At 57.3% G+C, this 18,009-nt stretch carries 12 protein-coding genes; 2 read left to right on the top strand and 10 right to left on the bottom strand.

Features of this window, described 5'->3' with window-relative positions; all coding sequences use genetic code 11:
- Positions 1-2: 2 nt before the first annotated feature.
- The 4 genes from CLV58_RS05175 to CLV58_RS05160 form a co-directional block, all read right to left on the bottom strand.
- Positions 3-1,322: a DUF3472 domain-containing protein gene (locus CLV58_RS05175; RefSeq protein WP_106136702.1), complete on the bottom strand. Its 1,320-nt coding sequence runs from the start codon at positions 1,320-1,322 to the stop codon at positions 3-5.
- A gap of 219 nt (positions 1,323-1,541) precedes the next feature.
- A complete protein-coding gene (locus CLV58_RS05170) occupies positions 1,542-2,993 on the bottom strand; it encodes a RagB/SusD family nutrient uptake outer membrane protein (protein WP_106136701.1) in 1,452 nt (483 codons plus the stop codon).
- Between the two features lie 13 nt (positions 2,994-3,006).
- Positions 3,007-5,985, bottom strand: a complete 2,979-nt coding sequence (locus CLV58_RS05165) for a SusC/RagA family TonB-linked outer membrane protein (protein WP_106136700.1) — start codon at positions 5,983-5,985, stop codon at positions 3,007-3,009.
- Positions 5,986-6,227: 242 nt separating this feature from the next.
- Complete coding sequence (locus tag CLV58_RS05160) at positions 6,228-7,601, bottom strand: Gfo/Idh/MocA family oxidoreductase (protein ID WP_106136699.1); 1,374 nt, start codon at positions 7,599-7,601, stop codon at positions 6,228-6,230.
- A 254-nt stretch (positions 7,602-7,855) separates the two neighbouring features.
- Between CLV58_RS05160 and CLV58_RS05155 the strand changes: the two genes are divergently transcribed.
- Positions 7,856-8,863, top strand: coding sequence for a LacI family DNA-binding transcriptional regulator (locus CLV58_RS05155; protein ID WP_245882214.1), 1,008 nt, complete (start codon positions 7,856-7,858; stop codon positions 8,861-8,863).
- Positions 8,864-8,930: 67 nt separating this feature from the next.
- On the opposite strand, the gene CLV58_RS05150 is transcribed toward CLV58_RS05155, so the two are convergent.
- The 5 genes from CLV58_RS05150 to CLV58_RS05130 form a co-directional block, all read right to left on the bottom strand.
- Positions 8,931-9,998, bottom strand: coding sequence for an SDR family oxidoreductase (locus CLV58_RS05150; RefSeq protein ID WP_106136698.1), 1,068 nt, complete (start codon positions 9,996-9,998; stop codon positions 8,931-8,933).
- Between the two features lie 291 nt (positions 9,999-10,289).
- Positions 10,290-12,128, bottom strand: coding sequence for a glycoside hydrolase family 2 protein (locus CLV58_RS05145; protein ID WP_106136697.1), 1,839 nt, complete (start codon positions 12,126-12,128; stop codon positions 10,290-10,292).
- A 551-nt stretch (positions 12,129-12,679) separates the two neighbouring features.
- Positions 12,680-13,309 carry a nucleotidyltransferase family protein gene (locus CLV58_RS05140; protein WP_106136696.1) on the bottom strand — a complete coding sequence of 210 codons (630 nt, stop codon included), beginning with the start codon at positions 13,307-13,309 and terminating at the stop codon, positions 12,680-12,682.
- A gap of 58 nt (positions 13,310-13,367) precedes the next feature.
- Complete coding sequence (gene truA / locus CLV58_RS05135; RefSeq protein ID WP_106136695.1) at positions 13,368-14,141, bottom strand: tRNA pseudouridine(38-40) synthase TruA; 774 nt, start codon at positions 14,139-14,141, stop codon at positions 13,368-13,370.
- A 350-nt stretch (positions 14,142-14,491) separates the two neighbouring features.
- Positions 14,492-15,643, bottom strand: a complete 1,152-nt coding sequence (locus tag CLV58_RS05130; protein ID WP_106136694.1) for a helix-turn-helix domain-containing protein — start codon at positions 15,641-15,643, stop codon at positions 14,492-14,494.
- Positions 15,644-15,775: 132 nt separating this feature from the next.
- Between CLV58_RS05130 and CLV58_RS05125 the strand changes: the two genes are divergently transcribed.
- Positions 15,776-17,206 carry an aldehyde dehydrogenase family protein gene (locus CLV58_RS05125; RefSeq protein WP_106136693.1) on the top strand — a complete coding sequence of 477 codons (1,431 nt, stop codon included), beginning with the start codon at positions 15,776-15,778 and terminating at the stop codon, positions 17,204-17,206.
- Positions 17,207-17,341: 135 nt separating this feature from the next.
- On the opposite strand, the gene CLV58_RS05120 is transcribed toward CLV58_RS05125, so the two are convergent.
- A complete protein-coding gene (locus tag CLV58_RS05120; RefSeq protein WP_106136692.1) occupies positions 17,342-17,944 on the bottom strand; it encodes a hypothetical protein in 603 nt (200 codons plus the stop codon).
- Between the last annotated feature and the right edge of the window lie 65 nt (positions 17,945-18,009).

The following is an 18,009-nucleotide window of genomic DNA, read 5'->3' as shown; positions in this document are numbered from 1 at the left end:
GGTTAAGGCAACGCGTTGATATCGATAGCCGGCGCTTTCGGCTGGTGGGATCGGGAGAAGGATGTGCCGATGAGCGTATACGCGCTGAAAAAGCCGCAGTTGCGCAGGAAAAACCGCTGTCCGTCGGACCCACCGGCATAATCCATCCGATACCCTTTTCGGGCCGTATTATCGGCTGTAAACTGGGCGTTGGTCAGTTCGTGCCAGGTACCATCCGTCGCGCGTATCCATTGATTCGAAAAGTTGACTTCCCGCGTCCGGTTACCCGTTTCCGGGATGAAGTTTTCCAGAAACGAGTACAGCGACTTTAAATAAGTCGTCGTTTTGGGTCGCCGAAAACTGGCGATCAATTGCCAGCTGGATTCGTTGGCGGCCTTGAAATAAGCGGTGTAAGCCGTATAGCCATCCGCTACGGGATGACCGCGCAGCAAAAACTGATAGGTTTGTCCGGCCACCCAGTTGTAGCGCAGGTAACTCTGTCCGCCCGACCCCTCATTGCCGAAGTCGTTGGTTGTTACGTTGGCCCCTTTCCGGTCAAGCCGAATGCGCTGCTCGGCGGGAATGCTGGATGGGTCGTCGGTCTGATAAGGGCTCCAGACAGAAAACAGCACCCGGCGCTCCGTCGCGGAGTTGACCTGCATCCCGAAATAGCCTTCGCCGAAGCCGTTGGCCATGTAATACGAGCCGATGACGTCGCTGCCTCGGGGAACCGTAATTTCATTGTAAAACCACTCGGCCTCGACGCCTTCCGGGATGGGGTAGCGCAGATGAACCGACGGCCCCCGCCGACCCCAGTAGAAAAAGTTACCTTCGTCGGAGCGGACAAAGGCCGCGCTGTCGTCGACGGGTTCACCACGAATACCGATATCCGTGATTTCTGCGTAGGTAGAACCGGTTTTGCTGACACCCACGATGCGGATGGCCACGTAACCCGCCTGCGCAATCGACCATTGACCCAAAGGCTGATCTGCCGGTGTAGCTCCTGAAACCGTCACGTCTTTGGCCTGACTGGCGACGAGTATGCGCAGTCGGCTTGTGCCGGTGGGCACGCGCAGCATGGCCGACAGCGTCAGCGTACCCGGCTTGGCCAGCCGAACGTAGGTGGTGAGCGTGTCGGCCTGAGCGGTCCAGTTTTTTACCCCTTCTTTCGTGATTGCGGCTGTTGCGGGCCCCTGCGACGACGTTGTTATCCAGCTATTGCCACCGACCGGTATACGGACCGCGTTGGCCCCGTGCCGAATCGGTTCCTGCGGTGGTGCGGATGCCGATCGGCAGGCAAGCAGACTTACGCTGAATAAACACAGCCAGTTGAGTAGGGTCATGGGATTGTGAACGAACGTTTAGGAGTGAGTTGGTTGACGGATAGGGGCGGTCGAGTATGTCGCATACACCTTCCCCGCCTGCACGAAGTGATTTAATTTAGTGTGCAGTGGTGTCAGGTCGGGGACCTGACACGTTTCCGGGCGAAGCATGGTTGATGACTTGTAGTGGTGTCAGGTCGGGGACCTGACACCACTACAAGTCATCAACCATGCTAACCATCACAACGGATTCTGCTGTAGGTTCTTATTCAGCACGATCTCCGATTCGGGGATCAGGTGAACGACCTGCTTGTCGGTGGCGGGGACGGTTTGCTGACCATCGGTCGTGTTGTGGAAACCCGGATAATTCCGCACCAGACTCCGGTTGTTGCGGAACAGGTCGTACGGGCGGTGCCCTTCAAAGGCCAGCTCGATTCGCCGTTCCTGGAGTACGACGTCGAGTACCGACGGTAGTCCTTTCAGGTCGGAAGTAGCATACAGTTCGGAGCCTGTCAGGCCGGCCCGCTGCCGGATCAGGTTGACGTCGGCGATGGCTTTGGTGGCTTCGCCGGTTTTGGCGTACGCTTCGGCCCGGTTGAGGTATACTTCCGCCAGCCGCAGCACGACGGGTGAACTCAAGGTAGGCAAACCGCCCTGATTCGAGAACTTGGTGATGTATACCTTATCGATGTTGTTCCGGCGCTCCTGGGCACCCGTCGAGGTTAGTTTTCGGACCAGGAACGACCGGCGCTTATCGTTCGTGAACGTGTTGACGAGGTCCTGATAGGCCTGCGACGCGTAGACCTCGCCATAGCCCACGCCCCCCGGCGAGGTGTAATACATCGACCCCAGTGAACTCCAGGTGCGATCGTCTTTCAGCGTGTGCTTGATGGCGTAGATGATTTCCCGGTTCTGCTCGTTGTCGATCGTGTAAAAATCGCCCACCTGCGTCGGGGTGGCGAGCGTATAGCGACCGTCGGCAATGACCAGATTGGCGTAGGTAATGGCGTTGGCGTTGTCGTTCATGTACAGATATACCCGCGAGAGCAGGGCATTGGCCGCTGCCGGACTGGCGTAGCTGTTGGTGCGCACCGTGGTCATCAGCTTGGCCGACCGCTGTAGCTCGCTGACAACGAAGGCGTACACCTCTTTCACCGTGGCCCGGCTGGCGTTATCGTCGGCTTTGGTATCGGTCTTGATCGGGATGCCCAGATTCGTTTCGGGGCTTTGCGTATACGGGCGGCCAAACAACCGGACCAGATCGAAGTGGACCATCGCCCGTATAAACAGGTTTTCGCCCAGCAACTGATCCAGCTCTTTCGAGCTGCCTTCCTGAATGGCGCTGATGACCTTGTTGCAGCCGATAATGGCCTGATAGCCTTTTCGGTAGATCGCCAGCGTATTGCCCTGATCGGTGGTATGGCGGTAGGTATAGGTCAGAAAGAGTGGGTCGGTGGTGGTGCCGCTCAGCGTGATGTTGTCGCCCGGATACTCGTTCATAATAAACAGATTCCGGGTGTAGTCGGCGTCTTTGATGAACGCGTAGTTGCCATCCGTGGCGGCTCGCAGGCCCTGTGCGTTTTGCAGGATGGCGTCTTCGGGCAGGCCGTTGTACGGCGTTTTGTCGATGCTACAGGCCGACGCCAGCAGGGTCAGACTCAATACGGTAGCGCGAAAAAAGAACGGTTTCATGGACAGGGGCGGCTTAGAAGTTGAGTTGAACACCAAAAACGAACTTTCGGCTGAACGGATACTTTGTACCGACATCGCCGGTCTCCGATACGTCGGGATCGATGCCGGAGAATTTCGTGATGGTAAACAGGTTATCGGCGGAGGCTGACAGCCGTACGTTGCTCAGTTTGGCTCGGCTAATCAGGGTCTTCGGCAGATCATAGCTGAGCGTGACGTTGCGCAGACGCAGGTAATTGCCATTTTCGAGAAAACGTGACGAGGGGCGCTGCGCATTCTTGTTGCCACCGATGACGTACTTTGGATGCGTGGCGATGTCACCGGGCTTTTCCCAACGGCTCCAGCTGGGTTGCAGCGCCATCAGGTTGTAGCGATCGTAGGCACCGTCGTTGTCGAACAGGTTCCGGTCGCCGTTGTAGAGCGTGACCCCGGCCGCGTAGGTAAAGAATCCGTTCAGCTCGAAGCCCTTCCAGCTCAGCACCTGCCGGATACCGCCGAACAGTTTCGGGTTGGCGTTGCTGCCGATAAACTGCAATGTGGCCTCGTTGTAGTTGTTGGTCGTCGTGGCGCTGCCGTCGGCGTTGAGCTTCTGCCAGAGCGGGTCGCCGGTCGCCGGATCGACGCCTTCCCAGCGCCGGAGGTACCAGCTGTTGAGGGGCATGTCGAGCGCAAACGGACGCTGCCCATTGGCGACGAACGTCCGGTCGCCGTACAACGCCGTCACCTTGTTGCGGTTGAGACCGGCGTTGACCTCGGCACGCCAGGCAAACGCGTTGTTTTGCACAAGATCGCCCGACAGTACTACTTCCAGCCCCTGATTCCGCACCGCACCAACGTTCTCGGTGATAAAGGCGTAGCCGCTGGTGCCCTGCAACGGCCGGTTGAACAGGAGGTTGTCGGTCAGGCGGTTATACGCATCGACGGATACGTTGAGCCGATTCCAGAGCGTCGCGTCGACGCCGATATTGGTGTTTCTGGATATTTCCCACGACAGGTTGGGGTTTTCGATGCGGGTCGGCATGGCCGATGGGACGCCCGCGTACTGCCCCGTCAGGCTGTACAGGCCCTGCGCGGCATAGTCGCTGATCCCGTCGGCGTTGCCCGTGGTGCCGTAGCTGAGCCGGACTTTCAGGTTGTTGATCGTCGCGTTGTTGCGCAGGAAGGCTTCGTTGGACGCAATCCAGGTCAGGCCCACGGCGTAGAAGTTGCCGTATTTTCGGTCGCGGCCGAACTTTGACGAGCCGTCGCGCCGGAACGAGGTCGTGACGAGGTACTTTTCGTTGTAGCCATAGTTGGCCTGAAACAGGTACGACTGAAACGCATTGTCGGTCTTGGTACCGTTGATGCTTTCGGGCTGCGAGGTAGCGTCCAGGATGTTCAGCCCGGAGAAAATGCCCTTACCCGTTGCGCCGAGCGATTCGTAGTAATACGTCTGGTATTCGTAGCCCGCCAGTCCGTCGAGGCTGTGGCCGTTGCCGAAGCTACGCCGGAACTTGAACAGATTCGAGGTCAGCAGATTGTAGGTGTTGCTGCTAAAGTCGGTGAGTCGGCCCAGCACGTCGGCAGCCGCGTTGCCCCGCAAATCCTGGTTGCTCTCGCTGCCGTAGATGGTGGTCTGCGCCCGGTTGGTCGTCGAAAAAGAGAGCCAGGGCAGCAGGTCGTACTCGATTTTCAGCAACGCGTCGCCAGCCAGCGTGTTCTCCTTGAACGTGTTGAACTGCTGGTTATAAATGAAGTTTGCGTTGTCGCGACCGTACCACCGCTTGGCCCCCGTGATGGGGTTATAGGGCGCGCCGTTGTAATACGGATCGTCGTAGGGCAGGTAGGTATACGCGCCGTACAGCGAGCCGTTGCTGTTGTCGTACCCCCGCGTCACGGTCCCGGCGGTGTTCAGGCTGATCCGCAGTTTCTCGCTCAGGCTGTGGCTGAAGTTGAGTCGTAGCCCGAATCGATTCAGGCCGGTGCCCCGCAGAATGCCGTCTTCCTGATAGTAGTTACCGCTCAGAAAAAAGCGGGTTTTGTCGCTGCCACCGGCTGCGCTGAGTTCGGCCAGGGTGTTGCCCGCCGGGTGGAACGCCTGATCGAACCAGTTGGTGTTGGCATTGGTCTCGGGCGTGGGCAGGTAGGTGTTGACGTCGGCGGTGGGGCGGTCGCGCTGGAAAACAGCCCGTTGCAGGTCATACAACTGCGTCCCATTCAACAGCCCGAAATTGCCCAGGCTCAGGTAGCCGACACCTTTGTTGAATCGGGCTGTGATTTGCGGTTTGCCGGACGTACCCCGTTTTGTAGTCACGACGATAACCCCGTTGGACGCCCGTGCGCCGTACAGGGCCGTGGCCGACGCATCTTTCAGCACCGTGATCGTTTCGATGTCGCTGGGGTTCGGGATACCGCCGATGACGCCGTCGACTACGTACAGCGGGTTCGAACTGGCCGTCAGCGTACCGACGCCCCGGATAAGTACTTTGGGTGCTGACCGGGGGTCGCCCGATGTGTTTCCCACGAAGACCCCGGCCGCTTTACCCTGTAATAGCTGCCCCAGGTTGTTCGTCGTCACGTCTTTCAGCTCTTTGGCCGATATCGCCTGGGCGGAGCCGGTCAGGTTCTTCTGGGTCGTCGTCGTATAGCCCATGACCACCACTTCGTTCAGGCTTTTGTTGTCGCTGACCAGCCGGATGCTGATCGACGTCTGATTGCCCACCGTTACGTCCTGCGATACGTACCCGACCGAGCTGTACACCAGCACGGCGCTGGCATCGCTGACGGATAACTGATAGCGGCCGTTGCCATCCGTCGTGGTGCCGCGCGTTTGTCCCTTGACGACGACGTTGACGCCGGGGATACCTAGTCCGTTTTCGGCATCGGTAACCTGCCCGCTGACGGAAATCGGGGCTTGTGCCCGCCCGGTCAGGGTGACGAACAGCAACATGGCCAGCCACAACCAACGTGCTGACGCGCTACCGATGGATACTGCTTGTAGACAAGTTTGATTCATAGTGGTGTCGGTTTATACAGGAGAGAAATAAACTGTTGGGTAGCTGGATACTGACTCCCCGGTCTGCCACCGCGCCACGGTGGCAGACCGGGGGATAACTGTTACATGGGTTATGCCATGAGGACATAGACGAATCCACGCTGGGCGAGTCCACGCTGGGCGAATCCACGCTGGGCATAGCTATCGCAGGCAAGGCGTGGATTCGCCTTGCTGCTTACCGAATTAGTGCGAAGTGGCAGCGACTAATAGACGTCGTTCAGGCCAAAGATCGGCTTATTGGTTTTCCACTTGCCGCGCGTGAAATCGGGGATGTCGACGGGCTTGCTGCCTTTGGCGATGCTTTCTTCCGACAGGGGGCTGATGGCGCTCCAGGCCGCAGCATCGTACACGTCCATCGGTGGCGCTGTCTGGTTTTTGATCGCTTCGATAAAGCCACGCAGCACAAAGAAATCGATGCCTCCGTGACCGGCGTTCTGGGCCGTCTGCGCGTGCTGCTTCCAGAGCGGGTGGTCGTATTTTTCCTGATAAGGTGCAAACGGTTCCCACGTATGCGGCTTGGGACTTTTTCCCTCCAGATAGATCATATCATTGTCGTCCATCCAGATGCCTTCGGTACCCTGCGCCCTGAAGCCCAGCGAGTAGGGGCGGGGCGAGTTGGTGTCGTGGATAATCACGATGTTTTCCCCGTTGGCGCATTCAACCATCGTCGTGACGACGTCGCCGAGTTTGAAATTGACCTTGGCATTGGGGTGGTTTTCGCCACCATGATCGACGACGTACTTGTGCAGCCCCCGGCTTTTGGTAGCCATGCTGGTGAGCCGCACAAACTGATTGCCCCGGTTGATGTTAAGCCAGTGAGCGACCGGCCCCAGCCCGTGCGTTGGGTAGAGGTCGCCGTTGCGGTCGACGGAGTGCTGCGTGCGCCAGCTGGCTTCCGAGAAAGCACCTTTGCCGAATTCCGCGCCGACACCGTGGCCCTTGCCGTCGTTGAATTTGATGTTGCGCAAGTCGTGTTCATAGCCGCAGTGGGCGTAGGTCATCTCGCCGAACATTCCCTGACGAACCATGTTGAGAATGGCCATCACGTCGCGTCGGTAGCAGACGTTTTCCAGAATCATGCAGTGCGATTTGGTCTTCTCGTAGGTGTCGACCAGATCCCAGGATTCCTTGAGCGTAACCGTAGCCGATACTTCCAGTCCGGCGTATTTACCCGCTTTCATCGTCGCCACGGCCATCGGTACGTGCCATTCCCAGGGCGTAGCAATCACCACACCGTCGATGTCGTCGCGTTTCAGCATCTGTTCGAACGCTTTATCGCCTTTGCTGTAGGTGGCGGGTGCTTTTCGACCGGCCTTTGCAATCATTGCATTGGCACGGGCGATGGCGTCGTCGGAAATGTCGCACAGGGCAACTACCTCAACGTCCGGGCGGTACAGGGCCTGTTGCAAATGACTTCGCCCGCGCAGGCCAAGTCCGATAAAGGCCAGCCGGACCGTAGCGAGCATCGGTGGCTGATCGTGGGCCAGGGTTGACGTGACGAAAGACGGCAGGAGCGATGCGGCTGCACTGCCGACAGCGGCTGTTTTTAGAAAAGAACGACGGGTAGTAGGGGTCATGAGCGTTCGTAGGGTTGGACTAGCCGAGCGGTTGATCTGGCCTGGTACAGGTGATTAACGAATACTTAAAAGTAGGTCCGTAGGCGACGCTCGTAAAGGCTGGAACCGACCCATTCTTCGTAAAATCGTGCCGCTCACTGTGTGCAAACGATTGTCCTGCCGTGCGCAAACGTTTGTCTAAAACCGAAACTAATTTCGCCATTTGCCGTATTTTGCGTAGCTTAAAGAGGAGACTGGCTCGTCTTATAAAAGAAATGACAACCATCAAAGCAATTGCCCGTCAATTAAAGGTGTCGCCGTCGACGGTGTCGAGGGCGCTACAGGACAACCCGCGCATCGGGCAGAAAACGCGCGATGCCGTGCGTGAACTGGCGGCTCAGTTGCACTACACGCCCAGCCAGACAGCACGCAACCTGCGCAGCGGGAAAACGAGCGTCTTCGCCATGGTGCTGCCGGAGATTCGGGAGAATTTCTTCTCGGAAGTCGTTAATGGTGTCGAGGAACTGGCGTTTCAGCATCACTACAGCGTGGCGCTGTATCAGTCGCACGACTCCTACGAACGGGAGCAGCAGATACTATCGATGCTGACCCGCAACCAGGTCGACGGGGTAATGCTGTCGGTGGCGAAAGAGTCGCAGCAGTTCGGACATATTCAGCACCTGATCGACCGGGGCGTCCCGCTTGTACTGTTCGATCGGATTCCGCCCCACATCAACACCCATCAGGTGGGCTGCGATATGGAGAAAGGGGCCTACGACGCGACGAAGTGGCTGTCGGGGCAGGGATTCCGGCGGATTGCGCTGTTGAACGGCCCGTATCCGCTGGTCGCCAGCGAAGACCGGTACCGAGGCTACATTCGGGCGTTGATCGAAGAGAAGCTGCCCGTCGAAAACGCCCTCGTCAAGCGGGTCGACCTGACAACCGACGACACCAGTCGAAAGATGACGCAACTGATCGAATCAGCCCATCGCCCGGACGCTGTGCTGGCCTTCAACGATTACGTGGCCCTCGACGCCATGCAGGTCTGTCGCCGGCAGGGACTACGGATCAACGAGGATATTTCGTTCGTCAGCTTCGCCAACCTGCCGCTGACGGCCTACATGGATCAGTCGCCCCTGGCCTCCGTCGAGCAGCACCCGTATCAGATCGGCCACAAAGCCGTCGAGATTCTGCTGTCCCTGAACGACCCGTCGAGTGGCGCATCGGCGGACGATTTTCAACGCGTCGTGCTGAACCCGCAACTGGTGGTTCGGTTGCCGTGAGCTGCGGTGCAAGTGGTCAAGTGCAAAGCCGGGCTTACACCTGGCGAATAGGCCGGCTATACGGCCCTTACGGAATCAAGCGCTCCGCCCGAAGCCGGGTAAACAGGTCGACAAACGAGTCGCGCGTGTCCTGGTAGCCGGTAAAGCCCAGCTTGCGGCTTTTCGCCATATCCGTCATGACTTCGATGGGGCGGCTTAAATCCAGATCGGTGTGCCAGGCCGACGCCAGTCGGTTCAGGTCCGGTTCGGTCAATCCGTATTTGGCGGCTATGGCTGCCCACAACGCACCGTCGTGCGCCAGCTCGGCTTCCAGCGGGCGAATGGCCCCGTCGAACCCCCTGGCTTCGATACCGAACCAGTTGGCCAGTTGCAGCCAGAGCCAGTTCCAGCGGAACACGTCGCCGTTGGCCACATTGAAAGCCTGATTGTGAGCTGCTTCCGTCGTAGCCGCCCACAGCATGTGCTGGGCCAGAAGCCGAGCGTCGGTCACGTCCGAAATTCCATTCCACTGCGCGGCCGAACCGGGAAACTGAAACGACCGTCCGGTTTCCTTGCAGATCGACGCGTAGACCGCCAGGGTCGTGCCCATGTTCATCATGTTACCTACCGCTTTGCCGATGACCGTATGCGGCCGATGAATGCTCCAGGTGAAACCGTCGCGTTCGGCAGCCGCATAGACCTCGTCTTCCTGTGCGTAGTAAAAGTTTTCGATGGTCAGCCGGGGATGCTCTTCCCGGACAGGTGTCAGGGGCAGCGTACCCGCCTTTGCGTAAGCCTCGAACGGCCCCAGGTAGTGCTTCAGGCCGGTGACCAGCGCCACATGCTGCACGGTTTTCTTCGGTGAAACAGCCGTCAACAGATTACGGACCATCAGGCTGTTGACCCGAATGTTCTCCGCTTCGGTATCGTTGCGCATCCAACTGGTGATAAACACATGGGTAGGGCTAACCGCAGCCAGAGCCGTGTTCAGACTATCCAAGTTTAATAAATCGGCGGCAACGGGAATGAGTCCGTCCGGACCGGTGCCGGGCGTACGGGCCAGCCCGTATACTGTCCAATCGTGGGCAAGTAGTGTTTCGGCCAGATTACCGCCCGTGATGCCGCTGACCCCAACGACAAGTGCTTTTTTCTGCATGATTTGAACGGATACGTTGAGTTCGTCTACTCTTATAGTATTTTAATTGGTGCGGGTTAACTAAGCTCTGTCACCCCTAAATCCCCTAAAGGGGACTTTACTCGCACGTAGATAAAGTCCCCTTTAGGGGATTTAGGGGTGACAGAGTCTGCAAATAGCATCGCGGACTCATCTACGCAAAATTCCGACAAGAGTCCTGCATTCGCTGGGCTTACCGAATGGATGTACCTGACTACCTAAGTCATAAACCGTGCGTTCTGTTTACGACGAATGATGCTGGGCACCGGCGGTTTACTTTGCTGGCGGGTTTAGCTGACGACCAGCGTTGATGACGGCCTGGTTGACCTGACGAACCCGGTTTACGTTCATCTTCTCTACCGCCCGGTCGTACGTTAGCAGCCCGTTGACCTCGTGCTCTACATCCGTCGTCTGGGTGTAAATCGCCACGCTAAGCCCCCGGTAGCGCATTAATTGCTCGACCTGATCCAGTAAGAAAACGTAGCGATCCGTCAGGGCCGACTGCGTTGGCTCGTAGGCATAGGCGTTGTTCTCAACGGGCCACATATGCCCCCGCACGAATAAGCCAACGCCCCCGAATTCGCCCAGCGAAGCGGCTCGCAGGCTGTCCGGCACCGAGGCTTTGTTGGGACCGACGTAAATGTGCGTATCGACAAAATCACCGTTTTTAGGGTCGCCGTAAGCGGTCTGGTAGGAAGGGTTATTGTTGAAGCCCGAGTTACCGTTCACGAGTCGGGAGGGGTCATACTGTTTGACCCAGTTGGTAATGGTACGCACGTCGAAAGCACCCCAGTTTTCGTTGAACGGCACCCAGGCGATAATCGAAGGTGAGTTATAATGAGTGTCGATTAGTGTTTTGAGTTCGCGCCGGAAGGCTCCCCGGTTGACCAGCGTGTCTTCGTCGGGGTACCAGAGCGCCGGCATGTCCTGCCATACCAGCAGGCCCAACTTGTCGGCCCAGTAGTAAAACCGCTGGGGTTCGGTTTTCATGTGCTTGCGAATCAGGTTATAGCCCGCCTTTTTGGTGAACTCCATATCCGATTTCAGGGCCGCTTCGGTGGGTGCCGTCAGGATACCATCGGGCCAGTAGCCCTGATCGAGCAAGCCCAGTTGCATCACAAATTTGCCGTTCAGCAGTGGCCGGACCACGCCGTCGACTTTGCCCAGGCTGACGTCCCGCATCCCAACGTAGCTGCTTACCTGATCGACGGGTTGACCGTCGGCGGATTGCAGCGAAATGGTCAGATCATAGAGGAACGGCGAATCCGGTGACCAGGCTTTCGGGTTGGCGATCGGGATGTAGAACGCCGTGCCGGCCTGCCCCTGCGCGCGGGTCACCAGTTTCTTGTCGGCAAAAACCGCTACCTGCACCGGAGTCGCTGTGGTTGCATCGACATCGATGCGGAGTCGCTTCCCAGCCAGATCAGGCAGTAGCCGGATGCCGTTGATATGCTGCTCGCTGACCGGTTCCAGCCAGACGGATTGCCAGATGCCGGACGTGAAGGTGTAGTCCCCGCGCGGGCCGTTTTTGCCCGATGGGGTTCGCCCGTCGTTGGCGTCGTAGGCAGCTACGATCAGACTATTCGCGCCGAGTTTTAGCGCGGCTGTGATGTCGAAACTAAACGGATCATACCCACCGGCATGGCTTCCCACTTTCTGCCCGTTGACAAAGACCGTCGACTGGTAGTCGACGGCTTCGAAGTGCAATAAGACATGCTTGCCCCGCCAGTCCTGTGGGAGCGTAAAAGTGCGTTGGTACCACATGTTGATTTCCTGCTTGCGCTGAATGCCGGACAGCACCGACTCCGGGCAGTAGGGAACACGGATACGCTCAGCGGTTGCGGGGAAGGGCACTGCCTGCGTCGGCTGCCTGGCGGAAGCTATCGTTGGGCCACCCTGATAGTTCCACAGCCCATTCAGGCATAACCACTGCTGCCGACGCAGTTGCGGGCGTGGGTACTCATTCAACGGAACAGGGGCCGTCAGGGCTTCTTTGGTCCAGCGGGTTGGCAAGGCAGCGCGTTGGGCACAGCCCTTTTTAACCGGTGACACCAGTACGATCAGAAAGAGTAGCTGCTGAGTAAGAAAATCAAGGCGGAGACGTCGAATCATTACGGGTAGCGAAAATAACGTTGATAGCAGCAGGCTGTCTGTGTACAGGCCTGCGCGTGATCGGAAGCCGACACGACAACCATAAGTTCGACCCGTTGCTCCGTCTACTTGTACGATGTTGGCCAAGGACTGTTAAGTTCTGTCCCATTTACCCCCCGCCCCCTGAAGGGGGAGAAGTTTGTGTGCTAATTTCTCCCCCTTCAGGGCAGTTAAGTTCTAGCCTGTTTACCCCCCAGCCCCCTAAAGGGGGAGAAATTTCTTCGCGGAACGCTCCCCCTTCAGGGGGCTGGGGGGTAGATGAACCGAAGGGAATTTGGCTTCTGATAGTATCAAATCAAGAACTTAACAGCCCTGCCATTCAGAGGGCGGGTAGTATGGTTAAAACTGTCGACCGGTGCTTATTTCTTCGCTTGGGATAACAGGTTAATCGAAAGCGTAGCTTGCAGAAATATACCTTTGTAAAATGGCGAATCCCCAAACACGTCAGCGTTTCGATGCGTGTTTGGGAATTCATACCATGTACCGTAATTGACCGGTAACGCAGGCTGACCTTATTCGTCGGAGAGTAGTTCGCCTGACGACGCGGCCAGATATGCCTGCCGGAACAGTTCGATGTCGCGTGGGGAGTCGAGGTCGACGGCGCCCGCCTGAAAGGGGACTTCCGTACAATCGTCGCGGTGCCGCCCGATCACCCACTTCACGCCCTTGTCGTCTTTCTGTTGCAGCAGTTCGTCGATGTATTTCCGATCGAACAGGGCCGGTACGCTTAGTTGCGTGTCGTAGCGGCAGGCCACGATTCCTTTGTCCTCGTCCTGCCACACTTCGCGCATGTGCAGGAGCAAACCCAGCGACACCATCGGCTGATCGATGTGCAGCACCAGTACGGCGTCGATATCCTTATGGGTCAGGTAGAGCGCAGCCAGCCCCGTTTTAAGCGACGACGCTTGCCCGGTTGGCCAGGCGGAATTGTCGACCAGGGTAACAGGTAGCGTGCGGAGTTCCGTCGCGATCTGATCGCGGTTGGCACCCAACACCACGACAACGGGTCCGCTTTGCAGTGCTATCGCCGTTTCGACGGTGCGCCGAACCAGCGTTTGTCCTTTATACACAAGCAGTTGCTTAATATTGCCGCCCATGCGCGACGCATCGCCCGCTGCCAGAATAATTGTTCCGATTTTCAAAAGAAGGCTCGTTTGGGAACCGCAGCGACGGCCACGATTCAGCGTATGTTAGTTAGTATCAGAACGCCTGAGCGGGTCCGGTGGTTCGCTGAGTAAAGACACTGTCGGGGTAGCCCACGCCCACCAGCGAGAGGCCCTCCGCCGGTGCGGCCCGGCCCGCCCGCTTCCGGTCGCGAGCGTCGATAATGCTGCCGAAGTCCGCGACCGACAGACGGCCCTGTCCTACAGCCAGTAAGGTGCCGACGAGCGCCCGCACCATACCCCGCAGAAAACGGTCGGCCCGAACATGAAACGTCAGATCGCCGTTCGGGTGTTGCTCCCAGTACGCAACATCGATACGGCAGTTAAACGTCTTGACGTCAGTCTTTACTTTGCTGAAACTTTCGAAGTCGGTATGTTTCAGCAGCAGAGCAGCGGCTTCGTTCATACGGGGAACATCCAGCGGGAACACAAACTGATACGCCAGGTCGGCCCGGAAGGGGTCTTTCCGCCGACAAAGCTGGTATTGGTAATATCGGTACGTAGCCGTAAAGCGGGCATGATCGTCGGGCGCAACCGGAAAACAGTCGTAGACGGCGATATCGGAGGGCGTCATGCCGTTCAGTGAGCGGATGAGTGTGTCCGGTAACGTCAGGTCGGTGTCGAAGTGCGCGAATTGCTGCCCCGCGTGCACGCCCGTATCCGTCCGGCCACTGCCGACCAGCGCCGTGGGTTCGCGCAGTATTGTGCTCAGGGCGTTTTCCAGCACTTCCTGCACACTGATCCCGTTAGGCTGTCGTTGCCAGCCGTGGTAGTGCGTACCCCGGTAGGCCAGTTCAAGAAAATAACGCATAGGTGCGGCAAAGCTACAAACTACCCCGCTAGAAACGGGTAAGGGTCCTGACGTCAGCCGCAAGAGCAGCCACACCAGGACCCCGTTCAAAAGAGGAAGGAAGACCGGTTCTGTGATCAATCGTACACGCTGACCACTGTTTCCAATCAAACTATAGTATTTCTACAGAGCAGTACAAATCTCGTGTCGGAGCGGCAACGGGACAAGTATTAACGCTGTTTTTTTTACAAGTGTATATAAATAAATGGGCACTGAACGAGCTGGTCCGTATAAAACGACACCATCGAGGTAAGAACGGTTACTGCGTAAGTAAAGGTTCCCCCGCCGTTTACTTCCCCGGATGCATCGCGCTAGAAGCGCCCGACTTCCAGCCGTAGTTCATCGACGAGCTGCCGGAGTCGGTCGGTACTGGGCATGGGTGGCGGCAACTGCTGACTAACGAAGGCGCAGATATCCCACACTTCCAGTACGTCCTTCAGGCCAACCTCGACATTGGGAATGTCGGCCCGGTCGGCGGTGAGCAGCAGTGAGCCTTTGATCTTTACCTGGTTATACACCCGGCGGCTGCAAATGCCCTGGTGCGCCGTCAGCAGCACGTAGAATTTGCCATCGGCAATGTCGAACCAGTTGCGGACGAACTGACCGACGAGCAGGGCACCGGGAAACGTGAAATCAGCACCCGCTTCGAACGCCCGGTAATGACCGTCGATCAGGTTAGGTAGTGTCATGACCGGCAGTTGATGAACGAATTCGGCCTGCTGATGCCGCTGCTGGTACTCGGTAAACTGCCCCTGCATCACGACCGGAATAGCGACGCCCGATCCGACCGGAATGGTGGGGGCGGAGACGGCTGGTGTTTCGTAATTGCGGTTGAAGGTCGGTAGTTCTGCCGGCCGTGCCTGTGGTGCCGGAGCCGGGCGGGACTCCGACCGACCAAACAAGGGGTCTGCCGGTGCCATTGCTGGTGCGGCCTGAAAAGACACATTGGCCTGTCCGTCTGCCGGTCGCATGGGTGGCGTGATGATGGGCGGAGCCGGGGCCGTACGGGTTTCGCGGATGGGCGTGTCCTGGTAATATTTATTCAGCACCTTGGCCAAGGGCTGTGGCATGGGTGTCTTGGGCGCATCGTCGGCCGAATCGCCGAAGATATCGGGGAAATCGGGGTGCTGAAACGGGTCGGAATCGGCATCGATTTTACCATCCGAGCGAATACTTGACCCGTCGACGCGAACAGCCGGTTCGCTGTGCCGATTTGGCTGGCCAAGTGGGATGCTCAGGTTGGGTGTTTCGCGCAGCTTACGCAGGTCTTGCCGGGTCAGCAGCTCAATGGTAGTATTGAACGCTTTAGCAATGGCCGTCATGTTTTGCTGGTTGGGGTTGGCCCGACCTTCTTCGTAAGCCCCCAGCAGCGAGCGCTTTATGTTTATTTTTCGGGAAAATTGCTCCTGCGTCAACCCATTCAGTTTACGCAGATAGCGGATGTTTTCGCTGACGAGAGACATTCGGTAGCGGGTTTACTAAAGTTTTGCTAAAGATAGTTGTTTCGCCAATGAATTTGCAAAATGGGCAAATTCGTCGCGTTTTTGTTACATTTAACCAGCTGAGCCGGGTTCGTCCGGCTTGACTGACCGATTATGCTAACGACCCCTACGTCAACGGATTATCTTGAACCGTTTACAGCTGCGTTCGACGCACAGCGCCGGAACGCTCCCCGAATGGCACTGACGACAGCTGCTGAACGGATTGAGCGTATCCGGCGCATTCAACGCTGGGTGGTAGCGCATGAGACCGACATCAAGCAGGCCATGTACGCTGATTTTCGCAAACCGTCGGCGGAGGTGATGCTGGGTGAACTGATGGCGTTGAACGCCGAGATCCGGCATACGGTCAGCAACCTGAAACGCTGGATGAAACCGCAACGGGTGCCAACGCCCCTGAGCATGATCGGAACGACGAGCCGGATTCATCACGAGCCGAAAGGAAATGTGCTGATTATTGCCCCCTGGAACTACCCGTTCGTGTTGAGCATGCGCCCGCTGGTATCGGCACTGGCGGCTGGCAATGTGGTAATTATCAAGCCCTCCGAGCTGACCCCGCATACGGCTGCGCTAATCAGCGGGATGATTGCCGAGTTGTTCCCACCCGACGAAGTGACCGTGTTCGAGGGCGACGCTGCCGTATCGACCGCTCTGCTCGACCTGCCGTTTAACCACATTTTTTTTACGGGAAGTCCAGCCGTGGGGCGTATCGTCATGACGGCAGCGGCCAAACACCTGGCGTCGGTAACGCTTGAACTGGGTGGAAAATCGCCCGCTATCGTCGACGAGTCGGCCGATCTGCAACAGGCCGCCGGGCAACTGGTGTGGGGTAAGTGCCTGAATAACGGCCAAACCTGCATCGCGCCGGATTACTTGTTGGTGCATGCGTCGGTGAAAGTACCATTGATGGACGCGATGAAAAAGACGCTCGACCGCATGTACAGCCCGGATGGACAGCCGGTAGCTGCGTCGGACAGTTACGCCCGGATCGTGAACCGTAGCCATTTCCGACGCATAAAAAACCTGATTGAGGATGCCTTGACGAAGGGGGCAACGATTACGCTGGGTGGACAGACGAACGAAGCTGACAACTTCATCGAACCGACTTTCCTGGAAAACGTCACCGACGACATGCGCATCATGCAGGATGAAATCTTCGGACCTGTGCTGCCCGTGCTGACATATCGGACACTAGACGACGCGCTGCGCATTGTGAATCAGCGCGAAAAGCCGCTGGCGTTGTATATCCACAGCCGTAATCGGCAACATACGCAGTATATCATCGACCGAACGTCGGCCGGCGATACCGTCGTGAATGACGTACTGCTTCACTTCGGGCACGTCGAACTACCGTTTGGGGGCGTCAACAACAGCGGGCTGGGTAAGTCGAACGGGTTTTTCAGCTTCCAGGAGTTTTCCAATCAGCGGGGTATCCTGAAGCGGCAGTTTGGAACGCTGAAATTCCTGTACCCACCTTATACCGACCGCGTTAAAAACGCCATCGATTTCCTGGTCCGGCACTTTTGAGCACGTTGCAACATGAGCCGCTTGTAAAGCAAAAACGCCCCCGTTTTCGAATCGAAAGTGGGGGCGTTTGTGTACCGGTGGGTACAGATTCCTGTGTAGTGAACCCGTTGCCGGGCTGGTGCAATCGATTGCCGATTAGTGTTTGATGCCAACGCGGGTTACGAACTGCTTCTGCTCAGGACCGACAACGAACGTGTACGAGCCATCGGGCAGGGCAGACAGGTCGAAGCGACCAACCGGACCCGAGAATGAACCCGTGTGTACCAGTACGTTCTGCGCATCGTAGATGGCAACATTTGCGTCGTCTACGTTTTTAGCGGGCATGACAACCTCAACTTTGTTGTTGTTGTAGGTCGTGATCGTTGGCTGAACCACTTGTTGCAGGTTACGATCTTCGATGTTCAGGGCGTTGTCCTTGATGTTCAGGCCCTGCGATAGCCACCACGATTTGTTACCAGCTGTCAGGTAGTACTGACCGTCGGGCAGACTGTTGAGGTCGAACGAAGCGGAATGCTTTTTGCCAGAAAGGGCACCTTTGTAAAGCACGTTGCCATCAGCATCGGCAATCGTTACATCGACGGGGGCGTTGGCTTGTGTATATATGCGGACTTTCTTTTGGTCGGCCTTAGCAATTTTCACCCCTTCAACAAGCGAACCGGTGTCAGCTTTGGCGACTCCTGCGCCAGCTACACTAAGTACTGATAATAGTACAGCGATTGATAAACGGATCTGTTTCATTGGTCTGAAAGTTTTGTTTTACCGTGACAAAGGTGTGCGGTAAGGCGGATTCGATGCAAGTCAAC

It is taken from the genome of Spirosoma oryzae (assembly GCF_003002825.1).
Taxonomy (GTDB): Bacteria; Bacteroidota; Bacteroidia; order Cytophagales; family Spirosomataceae; genus Spirosoma; species Spirosoma oryzae.
Note: the sequence above shows the minus strand (reverse complement) of the source record. Positions and strands in the feature narration are given on the sequence as shown.

Coding starts and splice junctions, on each gene's coding strand:
- CLV58_RS05175 (WP_106136702.1), bottom strand. CDS start 1,322: ATGACCCTACTCAACTGGCTGTGTTTATTCAGCGTAAGTCTGCTTGCC.
- CLV58_RS05170 (WP_106136701.1), bottom strand. CDS start 2,993: ATGAAACCGTTCTTTTTTCGCGCTACCGTATTGAGTCTGACCCTGCTG.
- CLV58_RS05165 (WP_106136700.1), bottom strand. CDS start 5,985: ATGAATCAAACTTGTCTACAAGCAGTATCCATCGGTAGCGCGTCAGCA.
- CLV58_RS05160 (WP_106136699.1), bottom strand. CDS start 7,601: ATGACCCCTACTACCCGTCGTTCTTTTCTAAAAACAGCCGCTGTCGGC.
- CLV58_RS05155 (WP_245882214.1), top strand. CDS start 7,856: ATGACAACCATCAAAGCAATTGCCCGTCAATTAAAGGTGTCGCCGTCG.
- CLV58_RS05150 (WP_106136698.1), bottom strand. CDS start 9,998: ATGCAGAAAAAAGCACTTGTCGTTGGGGTCAGCGGCATCACGGGCGGT.
- CLV58_RS05145 (WP_106136697.1), bottom strand. CDS start 12,128: ATGATTCGACGTCTCCGCCTTGATTTTCTTACTCAGCAGCTACTCTTT.
- truA (WP_106136695.1), bottom strand. CDS start 14,141: ATGCGTTATTTTCTTGAACTGGCCTACCGGGGTACGCACTACCACGGC.
- CLV58_RS05130 (WP_106136694.1), bottom strand. CDS start 15,643: ATGTCTCTCGTCAGCGAAAACATCCGCTATCTGCGTAAACTGAATGGG.
- CLV58_RS05125 (WP_106136693.1), top strand. CDS start 15,776: ATGCTAACGACCCCTACGTCAACGGATTATCTTGAACCGTTTACAGCT.
- CLV58_RS05120 (WP_106136692.1), bottom strand. CDS start 17,944: ATGAAACAGATCCGTTTATCAATCGCTGTACTATTATCAGTACTTAGT.